Genomic DNA, 21,606 nt, shown 5'->3' on the forward strand with positions numbered 1-21,606 from the left:
CGTCTGAAAAAGACCGCCACCGCATTGCGGTGGCGGTCTTTTTTGTGCCTGCGAACGGATGCCGTGTGCCTGCGCTTGGGGCGAGCGGATGCCGCCGCTCGCGTCAGGCGGTCTGCGCGCTGAGCACTCCGAGGACCGCGAGCGCATAGGCATCCGGAACCGTCGCCGCGTCGAATCGCAACGTCTCACCGCCGCGGTCGATCTCGACGGCGTACATGTCGTCGACCCGCAGCAGGAAGCTGAACGTGGAGCCGAGCAGTTCGCGCAGCTGGTCCTCGCGCGGCAGCCAGAGGGTGTTCTCGAGGGCGACCGAGTCGAGCGCCCACTCGGTGGTTCCGTTGAAGCCGAGGATCGTGCCCGAATCGTAGTCGTGCGGCTCGATGGTCATGTCGCTCACCGTGAACACTTCGCCGTCGAATTCTGCGGCGTCGAGGCAGAACTGGTCGCCCGATTCCGGGATCCAGCCGAGCCCGGCATCGCGGAGCTGCTGGGCCAGTTCGCGGGAGGTCGTCGTGACGGTCATGGATGCATCGTGGCACTCGTTGGTGAGTATTGGGTGAATGTGCGAACGCGCGCCTCGGCATCCGTTCGATTGCCGCTTCCGGTTGCGCGATTACGTCGAATAGCGGTTCATACGACGTAATCGCGCGACTGGAACGACGGATTTCGCGTGGCGAACTCGTTCCAGCGCGTGGCGGGCGTCAGGCGCGCGCCTCGAGCAGCACCGTCTCGCCGCTGAGAAGCGACTGGCGGGCGGCGAGTGCGACGTCGAGCGCGAGAACTGCGGATGCCGTCGGGCAGAACACGGGGTCGTTCCCGTTTCGGACGCACTCGAGGAAGTACTCCGCCTGCCGGGTGTAGTGATCGAGCCTCGACAGGGTGTCGGTTGCGCTGCCGCTGGGTGTGGCCAGCCGATACGAGTTGACGCCCGAGTCCGGTGTCGACGCGGTGGCGGCATCCGCTGCGAAATCGTAGTCGAGCAGCCCGTCGTTGCCGAGAAGCTCAAGTCCCGTGGTGAACGGTGCGCCGTCGGGCAGGTCGGCGAAGGTCAGCACCTGGCCGAGAGCACCCGACTCGTAGTCGACGGTGGTCTCGATCGGGCCGAGTGCGTCGCGTGCGCGGGCCGTGACGGCGATCGGTGTGCCGAGAAAGAGGTTGAGCTGGTCGAAGTCGTGAATGCCGACGTCGACGACCGCTCCGCCCGACTTTGCGTCGTCGTGCCACCAGCCCGGGCCCGGTTTGGTGATGAGCCGTCGGGCGCGCGCCGAGAGCACCGTGCCAATCAGGCCCGCCCCGACGTCGGCGCGGGCGCGACGGTAGCCCTCGAAGAACCGGACGACGTGGGCGACCATGAGGATGCGGCCGCTCAGGCGGGCCGCGGCGGTGATCGCGAGCGCGTCGGGAATCGAGAGGGCGATGGGCTTCTCGAGCAGCACGTGTTTGCCGGCTCCCAGTGCTCGCACCGCGATGTCCCTGTGGGTGGGGGTCGGGGTGCAGATCGAGACGACGTCGACGGCGGGGTCGGCGAGCACGATGCCGAGGTCCGAGACGTACTGCGCGTTCGGGGCGTCGGCGAGGGTAACGGCCGTCGGGCTGCAGACGTACGCGATGTCGTCGGCGTGGCCGAGCGCGGCGAATGCGGCCGCGTGGGTGCGGCCCATGTAGCCGGCGCCGACGATCGCGATGGTGGTCACGGGATCCTCTCGGGTGCGGCTCGGGTGCGGCACGGGCACGTGCTCGAGCGCTGCACATCCATGCTCACGCTGCAGAAGCTTCTGTAGCGCGGGCATGCATCTGCCGCGCTCGGTGATGTACCGGGGTGCGGGCTGGTCCCATTGTGGCTGGTGCGGGCCGTCTACCGGTAGTAGTACCCGATCCGCTCCCCGTCGACCTCCCGCACATCGATGTCGACGTCGTAAATCGAGCTGAGCACCTCCGACCGCATGACGGACTCTGACGAACCGTGCAGCACCACCCTGCCGTCGCGCATTGCGACAATCTCGTCGGAGTACACCGACGCGAAGTTGATGTCATGCATCACAAGCACGATGCGCTTGCCCATGTCATCGGCCGCGGTCCGCAGCAGCTTCATAATCTCGACGGCGTGCCGCAGGTCGAGGTTGTTGAGCGGCTCGTCGAGCAGCACATAGTCGGTGTCCTGAGCGATGACCATCGCGATGAACGCGCGCTGCCGCTGCCCGCCGGACAGCTCGTCGAGGAACCGGTCCACGAACGGGGTCAGGTCGAGGTAGCCGATCGCACGGGCGATCGCATCGCGGTCGACGGTGGTGAGCCGGCCCTTCGAGTACGGGTAACGCCCAAATGACACGAGATCCTGCACGGTCAGTCGCGCAGCGAGGTGGTTGTCCTGCCTCAACACCGCGACCTTCGTCGCGAGCACCGACCCCGACGTCGTTTTCACGTCGAGCCCGTCGATCGAGATGGACCCGTTGTCGACCGGGAGCAGCCGCCCGATCATCGAGAGCAACGTGGACTTGCCGGCCCCGTTGGGCCCGATGATCGACGTCACCCCGCACCCGCCGAGCTCGAGCGACACGTCATCGACGACCGCCTGCCGGCCGTATCGTTTCGTCACTCGCGAGATCGAGATCATCGCACTCCTCTTTTCAACAGCAGAACTAGAAACAGGATGCCGCCGGCAAACTCGATCACGACGCTCAGCGCCGTGTCCAGCGCAAACACGTGCTCAAGAATGAATTGCCCGCCGACGAGGCAGATCACACCGAGCAGTACCGTCGCCGGCAGCACGAGCGCGTGCCGCGACGAGCCGAGCAGCGTGTAGGCCAGGTTCGACACAATCAGCCCGAAGAAGGTGATCGGTCCGACCAGTGCGGTCGACACCGAAACGAGCACGGCGATGAGCACAAGCATGACCGTCACGACCCGGCGATGGTTCACACCCAGCCCGATCGCGTGGCTCTCCCCGAGTCCGATCACGTCGAACACCCGCATCATCCGGATCCCCACGAGACTGACCAGCAGGATTGCGATCGCCGCCAGCAGCATGAGTTCGACGTCGACCGCGTTGAAACTGGCGAAGGAGGCATCCGCGAGCACCGCGAACGACGCTGGATCAAGCATCCGCTGCATCATCGACGAGAGGCTGCGAAAGAGCGTGCCGAAGACGATTCCGACGAGAACGAGCAGGTAGATGCTGCGTTTGGCGCCCGCGAAGATCCAGCGAAACAGCAGCGTCGAGAACGCCACCATGACCGCGACCTCGACCACCCACTTCACCTGCTCGTCAGCGGTCGCGAGCGCGGATGCACCGAATACGAACACGACGAGCGTCTGGATCAGCAGGTAGAGCGAGTCGAAACCCATGATCGACGGCGTGAGAATGCGGTTGTCCGTGATGGTCTGGAACAGCACAGTCGACACCCCGATCGCGAACGCGACGAGCACCATGGCGTAAACCTTGCGGGCCCGAAACGGCACCGCGAAGTCCCAGCTGCCCGTGATGCCAACCGTGAGAAAGACGACGACGGATGCCGCAGCCAGGACCGCGAGGATCCAGAGTCGCACGCCCGGACGACGGGTGTAGGCGAGAACCGTGTCGGTTCGGCTCGGGGCGAGGGTGTCAGTGGGCACGGGACGGCCTCCGCAGCAGCAGGTAGAGGAACAGCACAGAGCCGATCACGCCGACGACGATGCCCAGCGGGATCTCGTAGGGGAACCGGAGCATGCGACCGATGATGTCGCAGGCGAGCACGAAGCCCGCGCCGAGCATCGCGACCCACGGGATGGAGCGGCGCACGTTGTCGCCTCTGGCGATACTCACGATATTGGGCACGATGAGCCCGAGGAAGGGGATGACGCCAGCGGTCACGATCACGATCGCGGTGACGACGGAGACGATGGTGAGGCCGAGCGCGAGCACGCGGCCGTAGTGCAGGCCGAGGTTGGTGGTGAACTCCTGGCCGAGGCCAACGACGGTGAACCGGTCGGCGGCAATCCAGGCGATCGCCGTCATTGCGAGGGCGAGCCAGAGCAGCTCATACCGTCCGCGGAGGATGCCGGAGAAGTCGCCGGTCATCCAGGTGCCGAGCGTCTGCAGCAGGTCAAGCCGGTACGCGAAGAAGGTGGTGACGGCGCCGATCACCCCACCGAGCATGATGCCGACGAGCGGCACGAGCACGATCGAGCGCACCGGGATACGGCGCAGGATCAGCAGAAACAGCCCGGTGCCGGCGAGGGCGAAGATCGCGGCGACGACCATCTTGCCGAAGAGCGGCAGGGTCGGCGCGAAAATCGTGACGACGAGCAGGCCGAGCGCAGCAGATTCCGCGGTTCCGGTTGTTGACGGCTCGACGAACTTGTTGCGGACGAGCATCTGCATGATGAGGCCAACGATCGACATGGCGATGCCGGTGAGCACGAGAGCGAGGGTGCGGGGGAGGCGGCTCACGACGAGCAGTTGAGCGGCCTTGCCGTCGGGCCCGCCCTCGAGAAGGCTCAGTGGCGAAACATCGCTCACGCCGATGAAGGTGCTGAGCGCCGCGAGCAGTATGACGGCGATGCCGGCGCCGGTCAGCAGGAGCGCCGATCGGTGCCGGGAGGCCGTGCGCCCGAATTTCCGGACCACCGATTTCTGGCGCACCGAAGCGCCCCCGGTCGAGGAGGGCGCTTCGGTGCCGGTCGGAGCGGAAATTACTTCAGGCCGTCCGTGATCTGGTCGACCATCTGGTTGACCGCGCCAAGACCGCTCATGACAACGTAGAACGGAACACTGTCGAGGTAGAGGACCTGGTCGTTCTGCCACGCGGTGGTCCCAGCGATGACCTCGTTGTCGAGCACCTGCTGCGCTGTCGAACCGCTCTCGCCGACCGCGGCGTCACGGTCGATGACGAGCAGCCAGTCCGGGTTGGTCTCGAGGATGAACTCAGGAGAGACCGGGTCACCGTGGGTCGCGGCCTCGACGTCGTCGATGGCCGGCGTCAGGCCGAGCTCGTCGTGCAGCCAGCCGAACCGCGAACCGCTGCCGTAGGCGGTGATCTCACCGGCGTTGGTCATCACGATCAGGCCGGTGCCGGCATCCGTTGCCTGTTCCTTCGCCTCGTCGATCTTCGAGTCGATCTCTTCGAGAGCCGTGGTGGCCTCGTCCTCCTTCTCGAAGATGCTGGCGAGGGTCTCAACGTTGGTGCGGAAGCTCGGGAGGTAGTTCTCCCAGTCGAGGGTGAGGTCGATCGTCGGGGCAATCTTGCTGAGTTCCTCGTACGCCGCAGCGGAGCGGTTCGCGACGATGATGAGGTCGGGCTCGGCCGCGTTGACGGCTTCGTAATCCGGCTCGAACAGCGTGCCGGCGTTGAGGTACTCCTCGCCCGCGTACTCGCTGAGGTACTCGGGAACGTTCTGCTGCGGCAGCCCGTCGACCTTCACGCCGAGCGCGTCGAGCGTGTCGAGGGAGGCCATGTCGAAGGTAATGACGGACTCGGGGTTCAGCGGAACCTCGGTGGTTCCCTGCACGTGCTCGACATCGATCTCGGTGGCCGCGGCCTTCGTCGGCGCCGGTTCGGCCGGAGCGGATGCGCACCCGGAGAGGGCAAGAGCGCCGGAGAGAGCGAGGACGCCGAGCGAGAAAATGCGCGTGCGGGCATGGGTCATTGGAGAACTCCAGTTCGTGGGGGGATGGGCCGTTCGGCCGGTGGGAAGCCCGAGGCGGCTCGGAGCCGGGAGGCGTTCTGTAGGTTAGGCTAACCTAAAAGTATTCAGTCTGTCGACCTCGGAGTGCCATGACCTTCTCGCTCACCCGCTCACCCCGCGAGCTTGTCTTTCGCACCGCCCGCCTGACCCGCCGTGAGTGGTTGACGTCGTCTTATATCCGTCTCAGGTTCGAGGGTGCCGATCTCCGCGGCTTCGGATCGCTCGGCTCGGACGACCACATTCGCGTCTTCTTCCCCAACCGCGAGAGTGCGCCGGATGCCCTCGCCGGCCTTGATCCTGCCGCGGTCCGCTCCGTCGGGATCAGTCGTGAATACACCCCGTTGTCGTGGGATGCCGAGGCAGGGATCCTCGATCTTGAGTTCGTGCTCCACGGCGATGCCGGGGTCGCGGGCCCGTGGGCGGCAACCGCTCCGGTCGGCGCCACCGTCGGGATCGGCGGCCCGCGAGGGTCGCTCGTGCTCGACGGCGCGCCCGACGGCTGGTTCCTCGCCGGCGACGAATCAGCCCTCCCGGCGATCAAGCGCTTCATTGGCGCGATGACGGCGGATGCCGTTGGCCAGGTCGTCGTCGAAGTCCCGGGTGCCGCGAGTGAGCAGAATCTCGCAACCCCGGACGGGGTTCAGGTGCGCTGGGTGCATCGCGGGCGGGCCGAGGAGGGCTCGACACTCGGCCTGGCCCTCGACGCTCTCACCGAAGCAGACCGGCCCGCCGGGGATATCTTCGCGTTCATCGCCGCCGAGCAGTCGGTGATGAAGCCCGGGCGCGCCCTGTTCTTCGACCGGTGGGGCCTCGATCCGGCGACGGCGGTCGTCAAGGGCTACTGGAAGCGCGGGGAAGCCGAGTACCACGCCCCGCACTGAGCCGTCGTGGCATCCGCGGGCTCAAGCGCGGGCTCAGGCGCGGGCTCAAGCGCGGGCTCAGGCACGGGCTCAGGCTCGAGCGCTGCACATCCATCCTCAGGCTGCAGAAGCTTCTGTAGCGCGAGCATGCATCTGCCGCGCTCGGCGGTGCGGCCGCCCGGGAGCACCGCACCGCTCGACTCAGTGGTAGTCCTCAAACGACATGCTGGAGTCGACGCGTGGCCGACGCGCGGTCACGGCATCCTCGACTTCCCAGTCAACGTCGTCGTAGGCGTCGCTTGCCCGCTCCGCGCGGATGCTGCCGGGAGAGAACCTGGCGATGAGGTCGCGCCCCATCTCGCGGGACCGGGTGGCAGCGCGTGTGTCGCCGCCGGCAGCATTGAGGATCGCGCCCTTCATCAGGATGTGCCACGAGAGCGCGAACTCCTCGACATCGACGAGACCCGCCTGGCGGGCGAGGCTGAGGACGAACAGCCGGATGCGGTCGAGGTGGATGATGCTGACCCGCCCCGACGAGTGAGCCGGCTCCATGTCGAGAAGCACGCTGATGAACGTCTGCGCCTCGTGGTCGTCGCGCGTAAACCACTCGTCGAAGACATCGAAAATGGCGAGCAACCTGCTCTCGGGGGTCGTTCCGCGCCGTTGCGCGCCGGCCGTGACGATTCCGAATGTCCACTCCGGTCCGCCCTTCGCGGCCCCGGTGACGTCGTCGTTCAGCGAGAATTCGCGGTCGTCTGCCGATACTCCGGATGCCCGTCGGCCTTGCGTTTCGGCCGTGTCGTGGATGCCAGTCTCATGGACGCCCGCTTCGTCGAGCAGCGGGTAGGCCGCGTCGGCGAGGCGCTCGCGCACTGCCTGAGGCGGGGTGTCCGATCTGTCGTGGCCCAACATTTACACAGCCTAGGCCGGGATGCCATGGACACATACCCCTCGACCGGGGGGTACGGTAACCGTCGGCCGAATCGCCGGCCAAGCCGAGTGCAGTCGACGGCGTAACCGAGGGGTGCAGTCGACCGCTACTCGACGGAGACCCAGCGGGAGCGCCGCTCGGCCTCGACAACGGCGAACTCTTCGGCGGCCCTCTCTATCGCCGTCGGCTCCTCAGGCTCTTCGAGCAGACCACGGATGTCGTCGGCCGTGAGCGCAGAGCTGAAGACGGCGTCGTCGTCCATCACCGAACTGAACAGCTTGGCCTTCTGCTCCTTGAGCTTCATCACCTTCTCCTCGATGGTGCCGTTCGCGACCATCCGGTAGACCATGACGTTCTTGGTCTGCCCGATCCGGTGCGTGCGGTCGACGGCCTGGGCCTCGCTCGCGGGGTTCCACCACGGGTCGAGCAGGAACACGTAGTCGGCCTCGGTGAGGTTGAGCCCGAACCCGCCGGCCTTGAGGCTGATGAGGAAGACCGGTGCCTCGCCTTCCTTGAAGCTCGCGATGACATCCGCTCGCTTCGTCGTCGAACCGTCGAGGTACGCATACGGGATGCCCTGCTCGTCGAGCCGGGCCGCCGCCTTCTGCAGGAACGACGTGAACTGGCTGAAGATGAGCGCGCGGTGACCCTCTGCGACGACGTCTTCGAGATGCTCGAACAGCGCGTCGAGCTTCGACGACGGCACGTTCGAGTACTGCTCGTCGACGAGCGAGGCGTCGAGCGACAGCATCCGCAGCAGCGTCAGCGAGCGGAACACGATGAACCGGTTCTTGTCCATGTCACCGAGCAGGCCGAGCAGCTTCTGCCGTTCACGCTGCAGGAACGTGTCGTAAAGCTTCCTGTGCTTCGGGTTGAGGTCGATCGCGAGCACCTGCTCCTGCTTCGCTGGCAGGTCGTTCGCGACGAGTTCCTTCGTCCGGCGCATCATCAGCGGGCGGATGCGACGGCGCAGGCGGGGGAGAAGTTCGTCGTTCGATCCCTTTTCGATGGGCTTCGCGTATGCATCGGTGAATTTCTTCGCCGAGGGGAACAGGCCGGGTGCAACGATCGCGAACAGCGACCAGAGCTCGAGGAGGTTGTTCTCCATCGGGGTTCCGGTGATGGCGAGTTTGAACGGAGCGCGGAGGTCGCGAGCGGCCTGGTGCACGCGCGACGTGCGGTTCTTGAGGAACTGGGCCTCGTCGAAGATCAGCCCGGCCCACTCGCGGTCGAGGTACTCGTCGAAATCGAGCCGCATCAGCGTATACGACGTGATGACGATGTCGGCGTCGGCGATCTGGGCGGCGCGGGGCCGTTTCGCCCGAGTCGACGTCACGACCACGACCTTGAGGTCTGGAGCGAACCGCTTGGCCTCGAGCTGCCAGTTGGAGACGACGCTCGTCGGTGCGACGACGAGGAACGGCCGATGCGTGCCAGGCTGTGCCGTCTCCTTGGCGTGCGCGATGAGCGCGAGCGCCTGCAGCGTCTTACCGAGGCCCATGTCGTCGGCGAGGACGCCGCCGAGCTGGTGTTTCCAGAGGAACGCGAGCCAGTTGAAACCGTCGTGCTGGTACGGCCGGAGGTTCGCCTGGAGGCCGGCGGGCAGCGGCGTCTGCTCGACGCTCGTGAGCTCGCGAAGCCCGGTAACGGATGCCCGCCAGCTCGCGGCCTGTTCGCTCTCGTCTGCGAGGTCTTCGAGGTCGTCCCAGAGGCTCGACTGGTAGCGGCTGATCCTGAGGCCGGTGTCCCACTCGGCCAGCGAGCGGGCCTCTTCGATGAGGTCGTGCAGCTGCTGGAACTCGGGCTGCTCAAGCGAGAGGTAGCTGTTGTCGACGAGCAGGAGCTTCTTCTGGCCCTTCGACAGCGCCTTGAACAGCGGGCCGAACGGAATGTTCTGGCCGTCGATGGTGATCACGACGCCGAGGTCGAACCAGTCGCGCTGGTCGGTCTCGACGGTGGTGACCTTGAGCTTCGGGGTCTCGGTCAGTTCGCGGTAGTCGGGGCGTTCACCGATGACGTCGACGCGGATGCCGTCAGCCGCTTCGATCTGCGGCAGCACCTTGTCGGTGAACTCGGCGGCGTCGAGACCCTGCAGGGCAACCGGAGCGAGCGGGGCCGGCCGCAGGATCCGCATGGCGGTCTGTGCAACGGCGAGCTCGGTCTCGGTATCGCGGAGGCTTGCGTCGGACGGGGACGCGGCCAGCGGCATCCGTCTGACCGAACTTCCTTCGGCGTACTCCCAGCCCCAGTCGAGTGAGAGCGTGTGCTTCGCGCCGAAGGTGGCGGTCAGCACGAGCGTCGGCGGCTCGACCTCGGGCAGCACGACCGTCTCGTCGGAGGAGGTGATCGCGATGGATCGCCGGAGTTTCGGGTAGAACTCGGTGAGGAACTCGCCGATGTCGTCGGCGGGGACGATGACGGTGGACGGCTTGCCGATGAGGCGGCGTTGCTCGTCGGTCAGCGGGGACTTCGTCGGCGCGAGGGTGAACGACGGCACGGGTTCGAGGGCGTAGCTGTAGACGCCGTGGTTGCCGATGCTGCCGGCGTCCGAGGCCGGGTACTCGACGCCATCGATGATGAGGGTGGTCTCGAGGCGGAGGTCGTCGCTGTCGGTGCGTGCGTCGAGAGTGACGCTCGCTTCGCTGCCGATCGTGACCGTTGCATCCTTCTTGGCACCGAGCATCTCGATGCCGAGGCGCCTGCCCTCGGCGAGCAGGGTCCAGAGAAGCGGGCTGTGGAAATCGTCGAGGTAGAGCCAGTCGAGTTCCTGTCCGCCCACGTACACCTCGCGGGTGGCGCGGTGCAGCGCCGAGAACTGGCCGAACCAGCGGTGCTGGTCGGGCTGAAGACCCAGCCGGTTGACCTGATAGCTGAAAGTGTTCCAGCCCACGTTGGTACGGACCCAGTTGCCCTTACCGTTGCGGATAACGGGGCGAACACCGAGCCGGTACTCGCTGATTTCGCTCGTCGACTTCGCCGTCTTGGCGGTGGGGCCGTTCCACCGGTGCTGGGTGCGCGGCGTCTGCTCGCGGAGCTCGAACTGCAGGCCCATCATCGTGTGAGTGAGTGGGGCGGATGCCGTCGCGTCGCCGGTCAGGGCACTCACCGCGGTTTTCCACGCGGGCTGCGGCGGACCGGATGGCTCTTTCACCGCAGGTCGCAGCGGGCGGTGTTCGATGCCGGCCCACTCGTCGGCTTCGCGCATCTGCCGTTCGAGCCAGCTGTCTTCGACCGACGGCGCTTCGTCGGCCCACTCGTCGTCACTGGTGCGTGCGCTCGCGGCCGAGCCGGCGTTGAGCTGCTTCACCCGGGCGGCGTTGCTCGCGAGCAGGGTCGCGGCCACGTGCTTGCACGCACCGCCGAGCGGGCAGGTGCAGGTGCTCGATGTGGGACGACTGTAGCTCTTGCTTCCGGCGGCCAGGTTGACCTTGCAGAGGTACGGCTCAAAGTCTGTGCCCTGGACGGTGCCGGTCAGGCGGCTCGTGTCTGAGTTCCAGTTGACCTTGAGAACGGCGCCGTTGCGGGCATAGACAGCCGCTCGGTTGAACGCCGAGTTGCCGACGAGCCGGATGATGTCGGTCACATCGACCAGGGGAGTTGCGGTCGACGTCATACCTCAATGTTCTCACGCGCCACTGACAGGCAGCCGCGTGGAGCCGCGCGGGCGGCATCCGTTCGCTGAGGGCTGTATCGGTGCCGATCGACCTCGGTTGGGGGCGGAGAACCGGGGGCAGACAAACGGATGCCGCCAGCGGTGATCGCGGGCGGCATCCGTTCGTCGGTGGTTGCGCGTGAGGGCGCGAGCGCAGTTAGTCTGCGGGGCCACCCGAAACCGTGTCGCGGTCGGTGTCGCCCTTGTTCGGGTTGTCCGAACCCGAGCCGTCAGGCAGGTTCTCGGCTGGCTGGCTGGGGGACTCCTCCGAGTTCGCGGTGGAGAGGTCGTCGGACTTGGCGTTCTCGTGATCAGTCATGACCCAACGCTAACCGCCGGAAAGCTCCAGTGGAAGGGCGAGACTCCGGCGGGGTTCGAGTGCTATACGGGTTGCGCGGACTCTGACGGTGTGACCGACTCGACCGGTTTGACGGCGCGGCCGGCGATGAACGGCACGCTGACGCCGAGCGTGCCGGGCAGGTCGTAGTGCTCGATCTCCGTCAGGGCGAGGTGGGAGGCGCGGATCCGGGATTCGGTGTCGCGGACAGGGTCGCATCCGCCGGCGGCGAGCTTCATGAATGGGGCGGCGATCCGCTGGGCGGCGCGGCGCCAGGTACGGGGCGGCGCTCCGACGTGCTCGACGAAAATGAAGGAGCCGCCGGGCTTGAGCACCCGCTCGACCTCGTCGAGCACGCGATCGGTGTCGGCGACCGAGCACAGGACGAGGGTTCCGAGAACGGCGTCGACGCTGGCATCCGGGAGGGGGATGTTCTCGGCCTTCGTGTTCAGGGGCGGTGCACTGTGGCCGTTGCGGTCGGCCTCATAGGCGAGTTCGTCGAGCCGTTTGGGGTTCGGTTCGAGGCCGACCCAGTCGATCCCGCTGGGAAGGATGTCGAAGTTCTCGCCGTTGCCTGCGCCGATCTCGAGCACGCGGCCGTGAAGCGCGCCGACGAGACGGCGGGTCTGGTCGTCGAGTGCATCCTGGTCGTGTGCTGTGGTCATGGCCCGCTCAGCCTAATCGCGCGGTGCTGGGTGCGCGCTGGAGTGCGGGCCGGGTGCCCGTGCTCGCGCTCTCGTCGAGCGCTACAGTTCCATGCGTGGGCTGCAGATACTTCTGTAGCGCGGGCATGGAGCTGCAGCGCTTAGCGAGCGGGCCACCGTGTCGCCCGCCCGATCCACCCGTCCGCTGCCCACCCGAACCCGTCCCGTCGCCCACCCAACTCCGTAAACCCAGCCCCACCCGATCCACCCCAGGGAGCCGCCCATGACCCGAGTCGCCGCCATCGACTGCGGAACCAACTCGATCCGCCTGCTCATCGCCGATGTTGAGCGGGGGCACCTGACCGACGTGGTCAGGACCCTGGAAATCGTGCGGCTCGGCCAGTGCGTCGACCGGACCGGCCGGTTCGCCGCCGACGCCCTCGACCGCACCCTCGCCGTCACCCGCCACTATGCCGAGCTGTGCCGCGAGCACGGGGTTGAGCGGCTGCGATTCGTTGCGACGAGTGCGACCCGGGATGCCGCCAATCGCGACGATTTCCTGGGCCCGGTTCGCGAGATCCTCGGGGTGGAACCCGAGGTCATCGACGGTCGCGAGGAGGCCGAACTGTCGTTCACCGGCGCGCTCAGTGCCCTCGCACCGGCCGACCGCGACGAGGGCATGCGTCTCGTCGTCGACCTCGGTGGCGGCTCGACCGAACTGGTCCTCGGCGATTCGCACCCGGTGTCCGCGGTGTCGATGGAGGTCGGGTCCGTGCGGCTCACCGAGCGGCATTCGCCCGGCGACCCCATATCTGATGCGGAGAGGGACGCGCTCGCCGCCGACGTGCGCTCCGCCCTCGAGGAGGCGGGTCGCGTCGTCGACCTGGCGGCGGCATCCGTGGTTCTCGGTGTCGCGGGAACCGTCACGACGATCACGGCGCACGCGCTTCGCCTGCCCGGCTATGACCCGGTGGCGATCAACGGGACGCGGCTGCCCCTCGATGCCATGCTTTCCGCGTGTGACGAGCTGGTGCGGATGCCGCGGCAACAACGCGCTGCTCTGCCGTACCTGGTCGAGGGTCGGGTGGATGTTCTTCCGGCTGGCGCGGTGATCTGGGCCGAGGTGCTTCGCTGGGTGAGGGATCTCACGGAAGCCAGCGGGCATCCGCTGACCGATGTGCTCACGAGCGAGCACGACATCCTCGACGGAGTGGCCCTCGCACTGGAGTAGCCGGAGTGGACGTCGCCCAGCCCGATGTCGGTCGCTGCCGCTAGCCTCAAAGCACCGACCATCGGAGGGTACGTGTTCTTCCTCGACGACTCACTAGTCACCAGCGCCAGCGACCTCACAGCGGCGTCGAAGTGTGAATTCGCGTTCCTCCGCAAGCTCGATGCGAAGCTCGGCCGCGCCGAGAAGGTCGATGAGAAAGCCGACGCCATGCTGGCCCGCACCGGCCGGCTCGGAGACGAACACGAGGCGAGGGTGCTCGATACCTATCGCGCCGAGTTCGGCGACGGAGTCGCGGAGATCAAGCGGCCAGACAAGATGACCCGCGACGCCCTCGAGACCGCTGTCGCCGCCACCGATCGGGCATTCGCCAGTGAGGCTGACGTGGTCTTCCAGGCCACCTTCTTCGACGGTACCTTCGTCGGCTTCGCAGACTTCATCGTGCGGAGGCCCGACGGCAGGTATCTCGTGCAAGACACCAAGCTGGCCAGGTCCGCGAAGGTCACGGCGCTGCTGCAGCTGGCCGCGTACGTCGAACAGCTCGAAAATCGCGGGGTGGCGGCGGCAGACACCGTCGAACTCCTGCTGGGCAACGGCACCACGAGCGAGCACAGGGTCAGCGACATCCTGCCGGTGTACCGCAAGCGCAAGCAGCGGCTCGCCGGCATCATCGCCGAGCGTCTCGCCGACACGGTCGCTGTGGCATGGCGTGATGACCGCTATTCGATCTGCGGTCGCTGCGAGACCTGCGAACTGGAGATTCAGGCCAGCCGCGATGTTCTCCTCGTTGCCGGGATGCGTGTCACCCAGCGTGCGCGATTGACGGATGCCGGGATCACGACGATCGAACAGCTCGCAGCATATTCCGGCACGAGCATCGACGGAATTGGCGACTCGACCCTCGCCGGCCTCAAACTGCAGGCCGACCTTCAGCTGCACGGACCGTCGAGCCCCGAGGATCACAGCCCGCCACCCGTTCGCGTGTTCCACCCCGAGGCGCTCGCGGCGCTGCCGCAACCGGATGCCGGTGACATTTACTTCGACTTCGAGGGCGACCCGCTGTACACCGAGGGCGACGGTCACTCCTGGGGGCTCGACTACCTGTTCGGCCTCGTCGACAACGACGAGAACTTCACGGCATTCTGGGCCCACAGCTTCGCCGAGGAACGCGTCGCATTGAGGCAGTTCCTCGACTTCGTCGCCGAGCGCCGTCGGACATTCCCGAATCTGCATATCTACCACTACGCCTCATACGAGCGGACGCATCTTTCGTCGATCGCGGCTCGGCACGGCGTCGGCGAAGAAGAGGTTGACGCGCTGTTGCGGGAGAATGTGCTCGTCGACCTGTACCCCATGGTCAAGAAGAGCATTCGCGTCGGGTCGAGGTCGTACTCGATCAAAAAGCTCGAGCCGCTCTACATGGGCGACGAGATCCGCAACCAGGATGGCGTCACCAACGCCGCTGATTCGATCACCGAGTACGCCGACGCGCAGCACCTGATCGCGACCGGCGACGCCGTGGCCGGTCAGAAGAAGCTCGACGAGATCGCCGACTACAACCGGTACGACTGTGTCTCGACGGTTCGCCTGCGCAACTGGCTGATCGAGCGTGCCCGCGAGAACGGCATCCTTCCCGGAACCCTGCACGAAGCGAAAGACTCCGTTCCTGATGTTGAGCCGTCGCCCCTGCGCTACGCGCTGCTCGGCCTCGCCGGCGACCGGCTTGCCGCCGGGCGCAGCGCAGACGAGACCGCCGCCGCGTTCGCCGCTGCAGCACTCGACTACCACCAGCGTGAGCAGAAGAGCTTCTGGTGGGGACACTTTGCCCGGCTCGTCCAGGATGTCCGTGACTGGGCAGACACCCGCGATGTCCTCATCGTTGCCCCGGGCGGTGTCAGCGTCGAGAAACCCTGGTTCCGTGAGGGCAGGCAGAAGAACGATCGCCGCTGGTTGAGGCTCACCGGGCAGTGGGGCCCCGGCAGCAGCGTCAAACCCGGCGAATCGGCGGGTCCGTACATCGTTTACGAGTACGAGGGTCGCCCGTTCGACGCCAAGGTCGGCGATCCAGGGGCACGTGTGCCCAGGGCCGTTCGCGTGCTCGAGGTCGACGACCGCGGCGCGCTCGTCGAAGAGACGACGCCCGCGGGCGTCGAACCGTACGACGCCGTTCCCATCGCGCTGACCCCGGGGGCCCCGCCCCCTGCAGGGCAGCAAAAGCCGGCGATCGAAGAGTGGGCGCAGGCCATCGTCGACGCCCAGCCCCAGTGGCCGAAAGACCCGGTCGTCGACATTCTGCGCCGCACAGCTCCCCGCACAGGAACCGGCCGCCTGGCGCCGGTCACGGGTGAGCGTATCGACGCCGTGACGGCATCCCTGCTCGATCTTGATGCCTCTTACCTTGCCGTCCAGGGTCCGCCCGGCACCGGCAAGACCTACCTCGGCGCGCACGTGATTACCGCGCTCGTGAACGACCACGGCTGGAAGATTGGCGTCGTCGCGCAGTCACACGCGGTTGTGGAGAACCTGCTCACCGCGGTCGTCAAAGCTGGCCTTGGCGGCGGTCTCGTCGGCAAGGTGCAGAAGAGCGGTGCGGATGCCACAGACGTTGCGTACACCCCGCTGGAGTCGAACGGACAGCTGATGTTTGCCGCCGAGCGCGAGGAGAGCGGGTTCGTCCTCGGCGGGACGGCCTGGGACTTCAGCAACAAGGCGCGGTTCCCCCGGCACTCGCTCGATCTGCTGGTCATCGATGAAGCCGGTCAGTATTCGCTCGCGTTCACCATCGCCGCGAGTGTCGCGGCACGCAATCTCCTTCTCCTCGGTGACCCGCAGCAACTGCCGCAGGTGAGCCAGGGGCTCCATCCCGAACCCATCGACACCTCCGCACTCGGCTGGGTGAGCGACGGACACGACGTGCTGCCGCCCGAACTCGGTTACTTCCTCGCGGAGTCGAGGCGCATGCACCCCGCCGTCACGGCACCGGTGTCGAGGCTGTCCTACGAGGGAGAATTGCGGGCTCACGAGGTCGCCTCGACGCGACGGCTCGAGGGCGTCGAACCCGGACTCCACGTGGAGCGGGTCGAACACTCCGGAAACGCCACATCCTCGCGAGAAGAAGCGAATCGTGTGGTCGAGATTGTGCGCTCCGTCATCGGCCGGACGTGGACGGATCCCACCGAGGCGCGCCCTGCCGGCCCGCTCGAGCAGGACGACGTCATCGTGGTCTCGCCGTACAACGCACAGGTGGCCGAGGTCCGGGAGGCACTCGCTGAGGCGGGGTTCGGCGACGTTCGAGTCGGCACCGTCGACAAATTCCAGGGCCAGGAAGCCGCCGTCGCGATCATGACGCTGGCCGCGTCCAGTGCCGCGGATGTGCCGAGGGGGATGGGCTTTCTCATCCTCAAGAACCGGCTCAATGTCGCTATCTCTCGGGCGAAGTGGGCGGCCTGGCTCGTGTACTCGCCCGCCCTCACCGACTACCTCCCCGTCACCGCGAAGGAGGTCGCGGAACTCAGCGCGTTCATCACCCTGGCGGAGTCGGAGCATGAGCTCGGTTCGCAATCAGGATTGGAGCCGCGGGTGGAGTCCGAGATCGCAGTCACGGTCTAAGGCCCAGTCACGGTCTAAAGCTCAGTCACGGTCTGAGCCGCAGTCAGGGCGGACCCGTTACCGGAGTCGGAAGCACGGCCGGCGGCCGAGCGCGAATCGGTGCCGACGCGCGGGTAAAGTCCGGGGCTCGGCGTCAGCGCGACAGAAGCCCGCGGCGCTCCGGGTGATCTGAGAACCAGTCAACAACGAACGAGCAGACCGGAACCACCCGGTCGTGTGACCGCGACTCGATGTCCTTCATCGCGAAATCGATGAGTTCGGCCGCGTAGCCATTGCCGCGGCGTGCCGGGGTTGTGTACGTGTGGGTGAAATAGATGGCGCCGGGACGCGTCGAGTAGTCGGCGACGCACACCAGCTCGTCGCCGATCCGCAGTGTGTACCGGTTCGCGTCGGGTTCGTGGGCGAGGGTGGATGGCATCCGTTAAGAGTAATCCCGGAGCCTGACCGCGAGGGCGGGGTGAAGCCACTTTCGGGAGTCGGATGCTGCGAGTAGCGTGTCGGCATGAACGCAACGAACAACGGCAACCACAAGGACAGTGGCCTGACGGCATCCGCTTTTCTTGCAACGAGCGTTGACGGTTTCATCGCGCGCACTGACGGCGGTCTTGACTGGCTGGTCGGTCGTGGTGAAACGCTCGGGGATACCGGGTACGACGACTTCTTTGCCTCGGTCGGTGCGCTGGTGATGGGCCGAGGTACGCACGACGTGGTCAAGGAGTTTGAGGAGTACCCGTACGCGGGCAAGCGGCTCCTCATCCTGAGCACGTCACTTGAGAGCACCGAGTGGCCGGACGCCACGGTGCACCGGTCGCTCGACGATGTGCTCGAGACGCTCGCGCGGGAGGGAATCACGAGAATCTACGTCGACGGGGGTAAGACCGTGTCGACGTTCCTGCGTGCGGGGCTGCTGGATGAGATCACGATCAGCGTTGCGCCGGTACTCATCGGAAGCGGGATCCCGCTGTTCGGTCCGCTCGAGAGCGATGTGGCGCTCGAACTGACCGCGACGCGCGAGCTCGGCGCTGGCTTCACCCAGGCAACCTATCGGGTGCTGCGAGCGGGGGCGTGACCTGGATCGACACCGCGGTGACACGTCGGTAATGACACAGCGAAGGGCCGGTCAGAATCCTGACCGGCCCTTCGCCGTTGAGTGCTGTTGTTGAGTGCTGTTGATCGCTGGAGGATCAGTGCCCGACCGGCATACCCTCGGGCACGTCAGCTGGCTTCTTCACGAAGATCGCTCCGACGATGGCGAGCAGCGAGATGATCGCGCCGACCATGAAAGCCGACTGCACACCGCCCGCCGCAGCCGCGACATCCGATGCTCCGTCGCTCGCGAGAGCTGCCGTCGTTGTCGACATCAGGGTGATGAACAGGGCGGTCCCGGCGGCGCCGGCGACCTGCTGCACGGTGCTGACTGTCGCGGAGGCGTGTGAGTAGAGGTGCGGGTTCACCGAACCGAGCGCTGAGGTGAACAGCGGCGTGAACAGGAACGCGAGCCCGAGGCTCAGCACGAGGTGAGCGCCGAGCAGGTACATGGGGGATGTCGATTCACCGACCATGGCGAGTGCCCACAGTGCGACGCTCACGACGATCGTGCCGGGGATGAGGAGCGGCTTGGGACCGACCCTGTCGTAGAGGCGGCCGACGAACGGTGCGAGGAGTCCCATCAGGAGCCCGCCGGGCAGGAGCATCAGGCCGGTCTCGACCGGTTCGAGTCCGAGGACCTGCTGCATGTAGATGGGCAGCAGGATGATCGTGCCGAACAGCGCGGCCATGCTGACGACCATCACGAGGAGCGAGACGCTGAAGTTCGCTGAGCGGAAGGTGCGCAGGTCGAGCAGCGCGTTGTCGGTGCGCTGCAGGCGCAGCTGTCGCCAGACGAACGAGGCGAGGCCGAGAACGCCGATACCGAGGGCGATCCACATCGGCATTGTCGCCGTGGCCTGCTCCGCCGCTGTGGCGTCTGCGGGGGCGCTTTCGCCGATCCGGCTGAGGCCATAAATGAGGCCGCCGAAACCGAAGGCCGAGAGGAGCACCGACAACACGTCGAGCGGAACGCGCTCGGGCTCCGACACGTTCTCAACCCGCTTGATGCCGATGACGAGCATGACGAGAGCGATGGGCAGGACGATCCAGAACATCCAACGCCAGGTCAGGGCGTTGAGAATCATGCCGGACACCGTCGGGCCGATGGCGGGTGCCACCGAGATGACGATGGAGACGCTTCCCATCATGCGGCCGCGCTGGGCAACCGGGATGAGCGTCATGATCGTCGTCATGAGGAGCGGAATCATGATCGCGGTACCCGACGCCTGCACGACGCGTGCGCCGAGCAGTACCTCGAAGTTGGGGGAGAGAGCGGCGAGGAGAGTCCCGACCGAGAAGAGGCTCATCGCTGTGATGAAGATCGGTCGCGTGTGAAAGCGCTGCAGCAGGAACCCGGTGATCGGGATGACGATCGCCATGGTGAGCAGGAACGCCGTCGTGAGCCACTGGGCAGCGCGGGCGTCGATGTCGAGATCGAGCATCAGCTCGTTGATCGCGACGCCCATGATCGTCTCGTTGAGGATCACGACGAAGGTCGCGGCGAGCAGCAACCAGATCACGCGCCGGTTACGGGCGGTGTGGTCAGGAGTGATGGGGGCAGCGGATGACGCTACCGAGCCATCGAGGAGAGGGGCACGTTCGTTCACGAGGGTCCAATCTTGGGGGTCGGGCGCGAGGCTCGACGAGCTTTCAGGACCGTGGGGGCCAGAGTGCGATGCGAACGCCTGATCGACGTCGCCGTAGCCGCAACGACAGGGAACGCTGAGCTATTCCCGACTCGCGGAACAATTTTCCGTCGACCGAAATCTCCCGTGCCCCGTGCTCGGTCACAAATGGCTGTTCGGCGCCTCGGGCATCCGTGCTCAGCCAGAAATGGTCGAGGTTTCGCGAAAACTCCCGCCATTTGTGGCCGAGCAACGCGCGAACGACCGTTTGTGGCCGAGCAAGGAAAGCGGGGTAGAGCGGATGCCGTGGCGGGGCGGACCCGGACAACAGCGCGCGCGGCGCGACTACCCGTTGATCTCGACGAGCACCCGCGGCAACTCGTCGAGCAGCTCCCGCGCGAGGAATCCGAGCGGACCCACCTGCACGGCGAGCCGGTCACCAGCGGCGGCGTGGGCGTGGGTCGCCCACACCGCAGCCTGCTCGAGCGAAGCGCCCCGGGCGCACAGCCCGACGATCGCGCCGGCGAGGACATCGCCGCTTCCGGAGGTGGCGAGACCGCCGCCTCCGCTTCCCGTGCGCCAGATTCGGCCGTCCGGGTGCGCAATCGCGTCGTAGCAGGTGACAACCGCGCCGTATCGCTCGGCGATCTCCGCGATGTCGGCGGCGAGGTCGTCGCTGAGGTCCCGTTCGAGCAACCGCGCGGCTTCCTCCTTGTTCGGCGTCAGCACGAGCCGACCGGCGAGCGCACTGACGACGTCGGGAACGCGGGGGAGGACGCCGAGCGCGAACGCGTCGAGCACCACGACGGTCTCGTCGCCCACCAGGGGCGGAAGCGCGTTGAGCATCACCTCGAGCTGGTCAGGATCGTCGAGGCCGGGTCCGACGAGCACAGCGTCAGAGGTTTCGAGGTCGTGCTCCGCTGTCGCGATACCCTCACCGGAGACGGTGCCGTCGGTTTCGGGGAGCGGGACGATTCCGCACTCGGGCACGGCAACCGCGACGGCCGAGGCCACCGAGTCGGCGATCGCGAGGGTCAGTCGCCCAGCGCCGACCCGGAGCGCCGCCATCCCGGAGAGCATCGTCGCACCGGGGGAGCGCCTGGCGCCCCCGACAACGAGCACTGTGCCGCGGCCGTACTTGGACTCCCCGGCGTCGGGCAATGCCCAGTCGCGGAGAAGGTTCGGGGTGACCACGACCTCACCAGCCGGCGTGGCGGCATCCGTCGATTCAGATGGGCTGGACATTGCTGTCTCCTCCGTGTCGGGTTACCGGGGCGCCGAGCGCCTCCAGGTGGTCGTCGTGTGAAAACACATCGAGTGTCCATCGCGCGTCGCCCGCTTCCCTGGACAGCAGGGTGACCGAGGCGTTGAGCACGGTGTGGGTCGAGGCGAACTCGAGGAGTTCCCGCTCGGACCAGCCGAGGCAGACGTAGAGAAACACCATCACGACGGCGTCATGGGCGGCGATGAGCACCGGGCCGCCGTCGCTCGACGAATCGAGGTCGCGCAGGAAGGAACGTACCCGCAGCACGACATCCGTCCACGACTCGCCTCCGGGTGGGCGGTAGTAGAACTTGCCGAGCCAGCGTCGCCGCGCGGCCTCGTCAGGCAGCCGGACGTCGACGCCGTGCGCAGTGAGCGCGTCGAGGATCCCGAGTTCACGGTCCCGCAGCCGCTCGTCGACGAGGATGGGCAGCGGCCGCCCCGACTCCTCGATCGCGATGGCGATGGTCTGCTGCGCGCGAAGGTATGGCGAACTCCACACGGACTGAGGTGTGCCCTCCGCCGCTCGGAGCCACGAACCGAGCGCCTCTGCCTGCTGGATACCGGCAGCCGACAGCGGAACATCGGCATCCCGGTGTTCAACCGCTATCGCCTCGAGTCCCGCCCGCTGAGCCTCGGTCGCGATCACGTTCGCCGTGCTCTCGCCGTGCCGCACGAGCCACAGTTGGGTTGCAGTCATGCCG

At 66.7% G+C, this 21,606-nt stretch carries 18 protein-coding genes; 4 read left to right on the top strand and 14 right to left on the bottom strand.

Annotated features, from left to right (window positions below):
• Positions 1 to 103 precede the first annotated feature (103 nt).
• The 6 genes from AC1C2M_RS13900 to AC1C2M_RS13925 form a co-directional block, all read right to left on the bottom strand.
• Positions 104 to 523 carry a pilus assembly protein CpaE gene (locus tag AC1C2M_RS13900; RefSeq protein WP_495433472.1) on the bottom strand — a complete coding sequence of 140 codons (420 nt, stop codon included), beginning with the start codon at positions 521 to 523 and terminating at the stop codon, positions 104 to 106.
• A gap of 178 nt (positions 524 to 701) precedes the next feature.
• Positions 702 to 1,694 (bottom strand): Gfo/Idh/MocA family protein, encoded by a 993-nt coding sequence (locus AC1C2M_RS13905; protein ID WP_495437166.1) that lies wholly within the window; start codon positions 1,692 to 1,694, stop codon positions 702 to 704.
• Between the two features lie 161 nt (positions 1,695 to 1,855).
• Entirely contained in the window at positions 1,856 to 2,614 is a 759-nt protein-coding gene (locus AC1C2M_RS13910; protein WP_495437168.1) for an iron ABC transporter ATP-binding protein, read from the bottom strand.
• Positions 2,611 to 3,612 (bottom strand): iron chelate uptake ABC transporter family permease subunit, encoded by a 1,002-nt coding sequence (locus AC1C2M_RS13915; protein WP_495433476.1) that lies wholly within the window; start codon positions 3,610 to 3,612, stop codon positions 2,611 to 2,613. Before AC1C2M_RS13915 ends, AC1C2M_RS13910 begins: the two co-directional genes overlap by 4 nt.
• On the bottom strand, positions 3,602 to 4,621 hold the full coding sequence (locus tag AC1C2M_RS13920; protein WP_495437170.1) for an ABC transporter permease: 1,020 nt from the start codon (positions 4,619 to 4,621) through the stop codon (positions 3,602 to 3,604). Before AC1C2M_RS13920 ends, AC1C2M_RS13915 begins: the two co-directional genes overlap by 11 nt.
• Before the next feature lie 50 nt (positions 4,622 to 4,671).
• Positions 4,672 to 5,625 carry a siderophore ABC transporter substrate-binding protein gene (locus AC1C2M_RS13925; RefSeq protein ID WP_495437171.1) on the bottom strand — a complete coding sequence of 318 codons (954 nt, stop codon included), beginning with the start codon at positions 5,623 to 5,625 and terminating at the stop codon, positions 4,672 to 4,674.
• A 128-nt stretch (positions 5,626 to 5,753) separates the two neighbouring features.
• On the opposite strand from AC1C2M_RS13925, the gene AC1C2M_RS13930 reads away from it, so the two are divergent.
• Positions 5,754 to 6,545: a siderophore-interacting protein gene (locus AC1C2M_RS13930; protein ID WP_495437172.1), complete on the top strand. Its 792-nt coding sequence runs from the start codon at positions 5,754 to 5,756 to the stop codon at positions 6,543 to 6,545.
• Positions 6,546 to 6,725: 180 nt separating this feature from the next.
• On the opposite strand, the gene AC1C2M_RS13935 is transcribed toward AC1C2M_RS13930, so the two are convergent.
• The 4 genes from AC1C2M_RS13935 to AC1C2M_RS13950 all read right to left on the bottom strand — a co-directional run bounded on the left by AC1C2M_RS13935 (position 6,726) and on the right by AC1C2M_RS13950 (position 12,109).
• Positions 6,726 to 7,436 carry a TetR/AcrR family transcriptional regulator gene (locus AC1C2M_RS13935; protein WP_495437173.1) on the bottom strand — a complete coding sequence of 237 codons (711 nt, stop codon included), beginning with the start codon at positions 7,434 to 7,436 and terminating at the stop codon, positions 6,726 to 6,728.
• A gap of 125 nt (positions 7,437 to 7,561) precedes the next feature.
• On the bottom strand, positions 7,562 to 11,068 hold the full coding sequence (locus AC1C2M_RS13940) for a DEAD/DEAH box helicase (protein ID WP_495437174.1): 3,507 nt from the start codon (positions 11,066 to 11,068) through the stop codon (positions 7,562 to 7,564).
• A 196-nt stretch (positions 11,069 to 11,264) separates the two neighbouring features.
• On the bottom strand, positions 11,265 to 11,426 hold the full coding sequence (locus AC1C2M_RS13945) for a hypothetical protein (RefSeq protein ID WP_483406238.1): 162 nt from the start codon (positions 11,424 to 11,426) through the stop codon (positions 11,265 to 11,267).
• 62 nt (positions 11,427 to 11,488) lie between these two features.
• Complete coding sequence (locus AC1C2M_RS13950) at positions 11,489 to 12,109, bottom strand: class I SAM-dependent methyltransferase (protein WP_495437175.1); 621 nt, start codon at positions 12,107 to 12,109, stop codon at positions 11,489 to 11,491.
• Positions 12,110 to 12,371: 262 nt separating this feature from the next.
• Between AC1C2M_RS13950 and AC1C2M_RS13955 the strand changes: the two genes are divergently transcribed.
• Positions 12,372 to 13,319: a Ppx/GppA phosphatase family protein gene (locus AC1C2M_RS13955; RefSeq protein WP_495437177.1), complete on the top strand. Its 948-nt coding sequence runs from the start codon at positions 12,372 to 12,374 to the stop codon at positions 13,317 to 13,319.
• A gap of 24 nt (positions 13,320 to 13,343) precedes the next feature.
• A complete protein-coding gene (locus AC1C2M_RS13960) occupies positions 13,344 to 16,925 on the top strand; it encodes a TM0106 family RecB-like putative nuclease (protein WP_495437178.1) in 3,582 nt (1,193 codons plus the stop codon).
• 133 nt (positions 16,926 to 17,058) lie between these two features.
• Here the strand turns inward: AC1C2M_RS13960 and AC1C2M_RS13965 are convergent, their stop codons facing one another.
• On the bottom strand, positions 17,059 to 17,343 hold the full coding sequence (locus AC1C2M_RS13965) for a GNAT family N-acetyltransferase (RefSeq protein ID WP_495437180.1): 285 nt from the start codon (positions 17,341 to 17,343) through the stop codon (positions 17,059 to 17,061).
• Between the two features lie 84 nt (positions 17,344 to 17,427).
• Between AC1C2M_RS13965 and AC1C2M_RS13970 the strand changes: the two genes are divergently transcribed.
• The gene (locus tag AC1C2M_RS13970; RefSeq protein ID WP_495437181.1) at positions 17,428 to 17,994 is read left to right on the top strand and encodes a dihydrofolate reductase family protein; all 567 of its coding nucleotides are present in this window, start codon (positions 17,428 to 17,430) and stop codon (positions 17,992 to 17,994) included.
• A gap of 115 nt (positions 17,995 to 18,109) precedes the next feature.
• Here the strand turns inward: AC1C2M_RS13970 and AC1C2M_RS13975 are convergent, their stop codons facing one another.
• The 3 genes from AC1C2M_RS13975 to AC1C2M_RS13985 all read right to left on the bottom strand — a co-directional run bounded on the left by AC1C2M_RS13975 (position 18,110) and on the right by AC1C2M_RS13985 (position 21,602).
• Positions 18,110 to 19,621: a DHA2 family efflux MFS transporter permease subunit gene (locus AC1C2M_RS13975; protein ID WP_495437183.1), complete on the bottom strand. Its 1,512-nt coding sequence runs from the start codon at positions 19,619 to 19,621 to the stop codon at positions 18,110 to 18,112.
• Between the two features lie 363 nt (positions 19,622 to 19,984).
• Positions 19,985 to 20,884, bottom strand: coding sequence for an NAD(P)H-hydrate dehydratase (locus AC1C2M_RS13980; RefSeq protein WP_495437185.1), 900 nt, complete (start codon positions 20,882 to 20,884; stop codon positions 19,985 to 19,987).
• Entirely contained in the window at positions 20,868 to 21,602 is a 735-nt protein-coding gene (locus AC1C2M_RS13985; RefSeq protein ID WP_495437186.1) for a histidine phosphatase family protein, read from the bottom strand. The genes AC1C2M_RS13980 and AC1C2M_RS13985 overlap by 17 nt, the downstream gene beginning before the upstream one ends.
• Positions 21,603 to 21,606 lie beyond the last annotated feature (4 nt).

It is taken from the genome of Mycetocola sp. Y444, assembly GCF_059445295.1.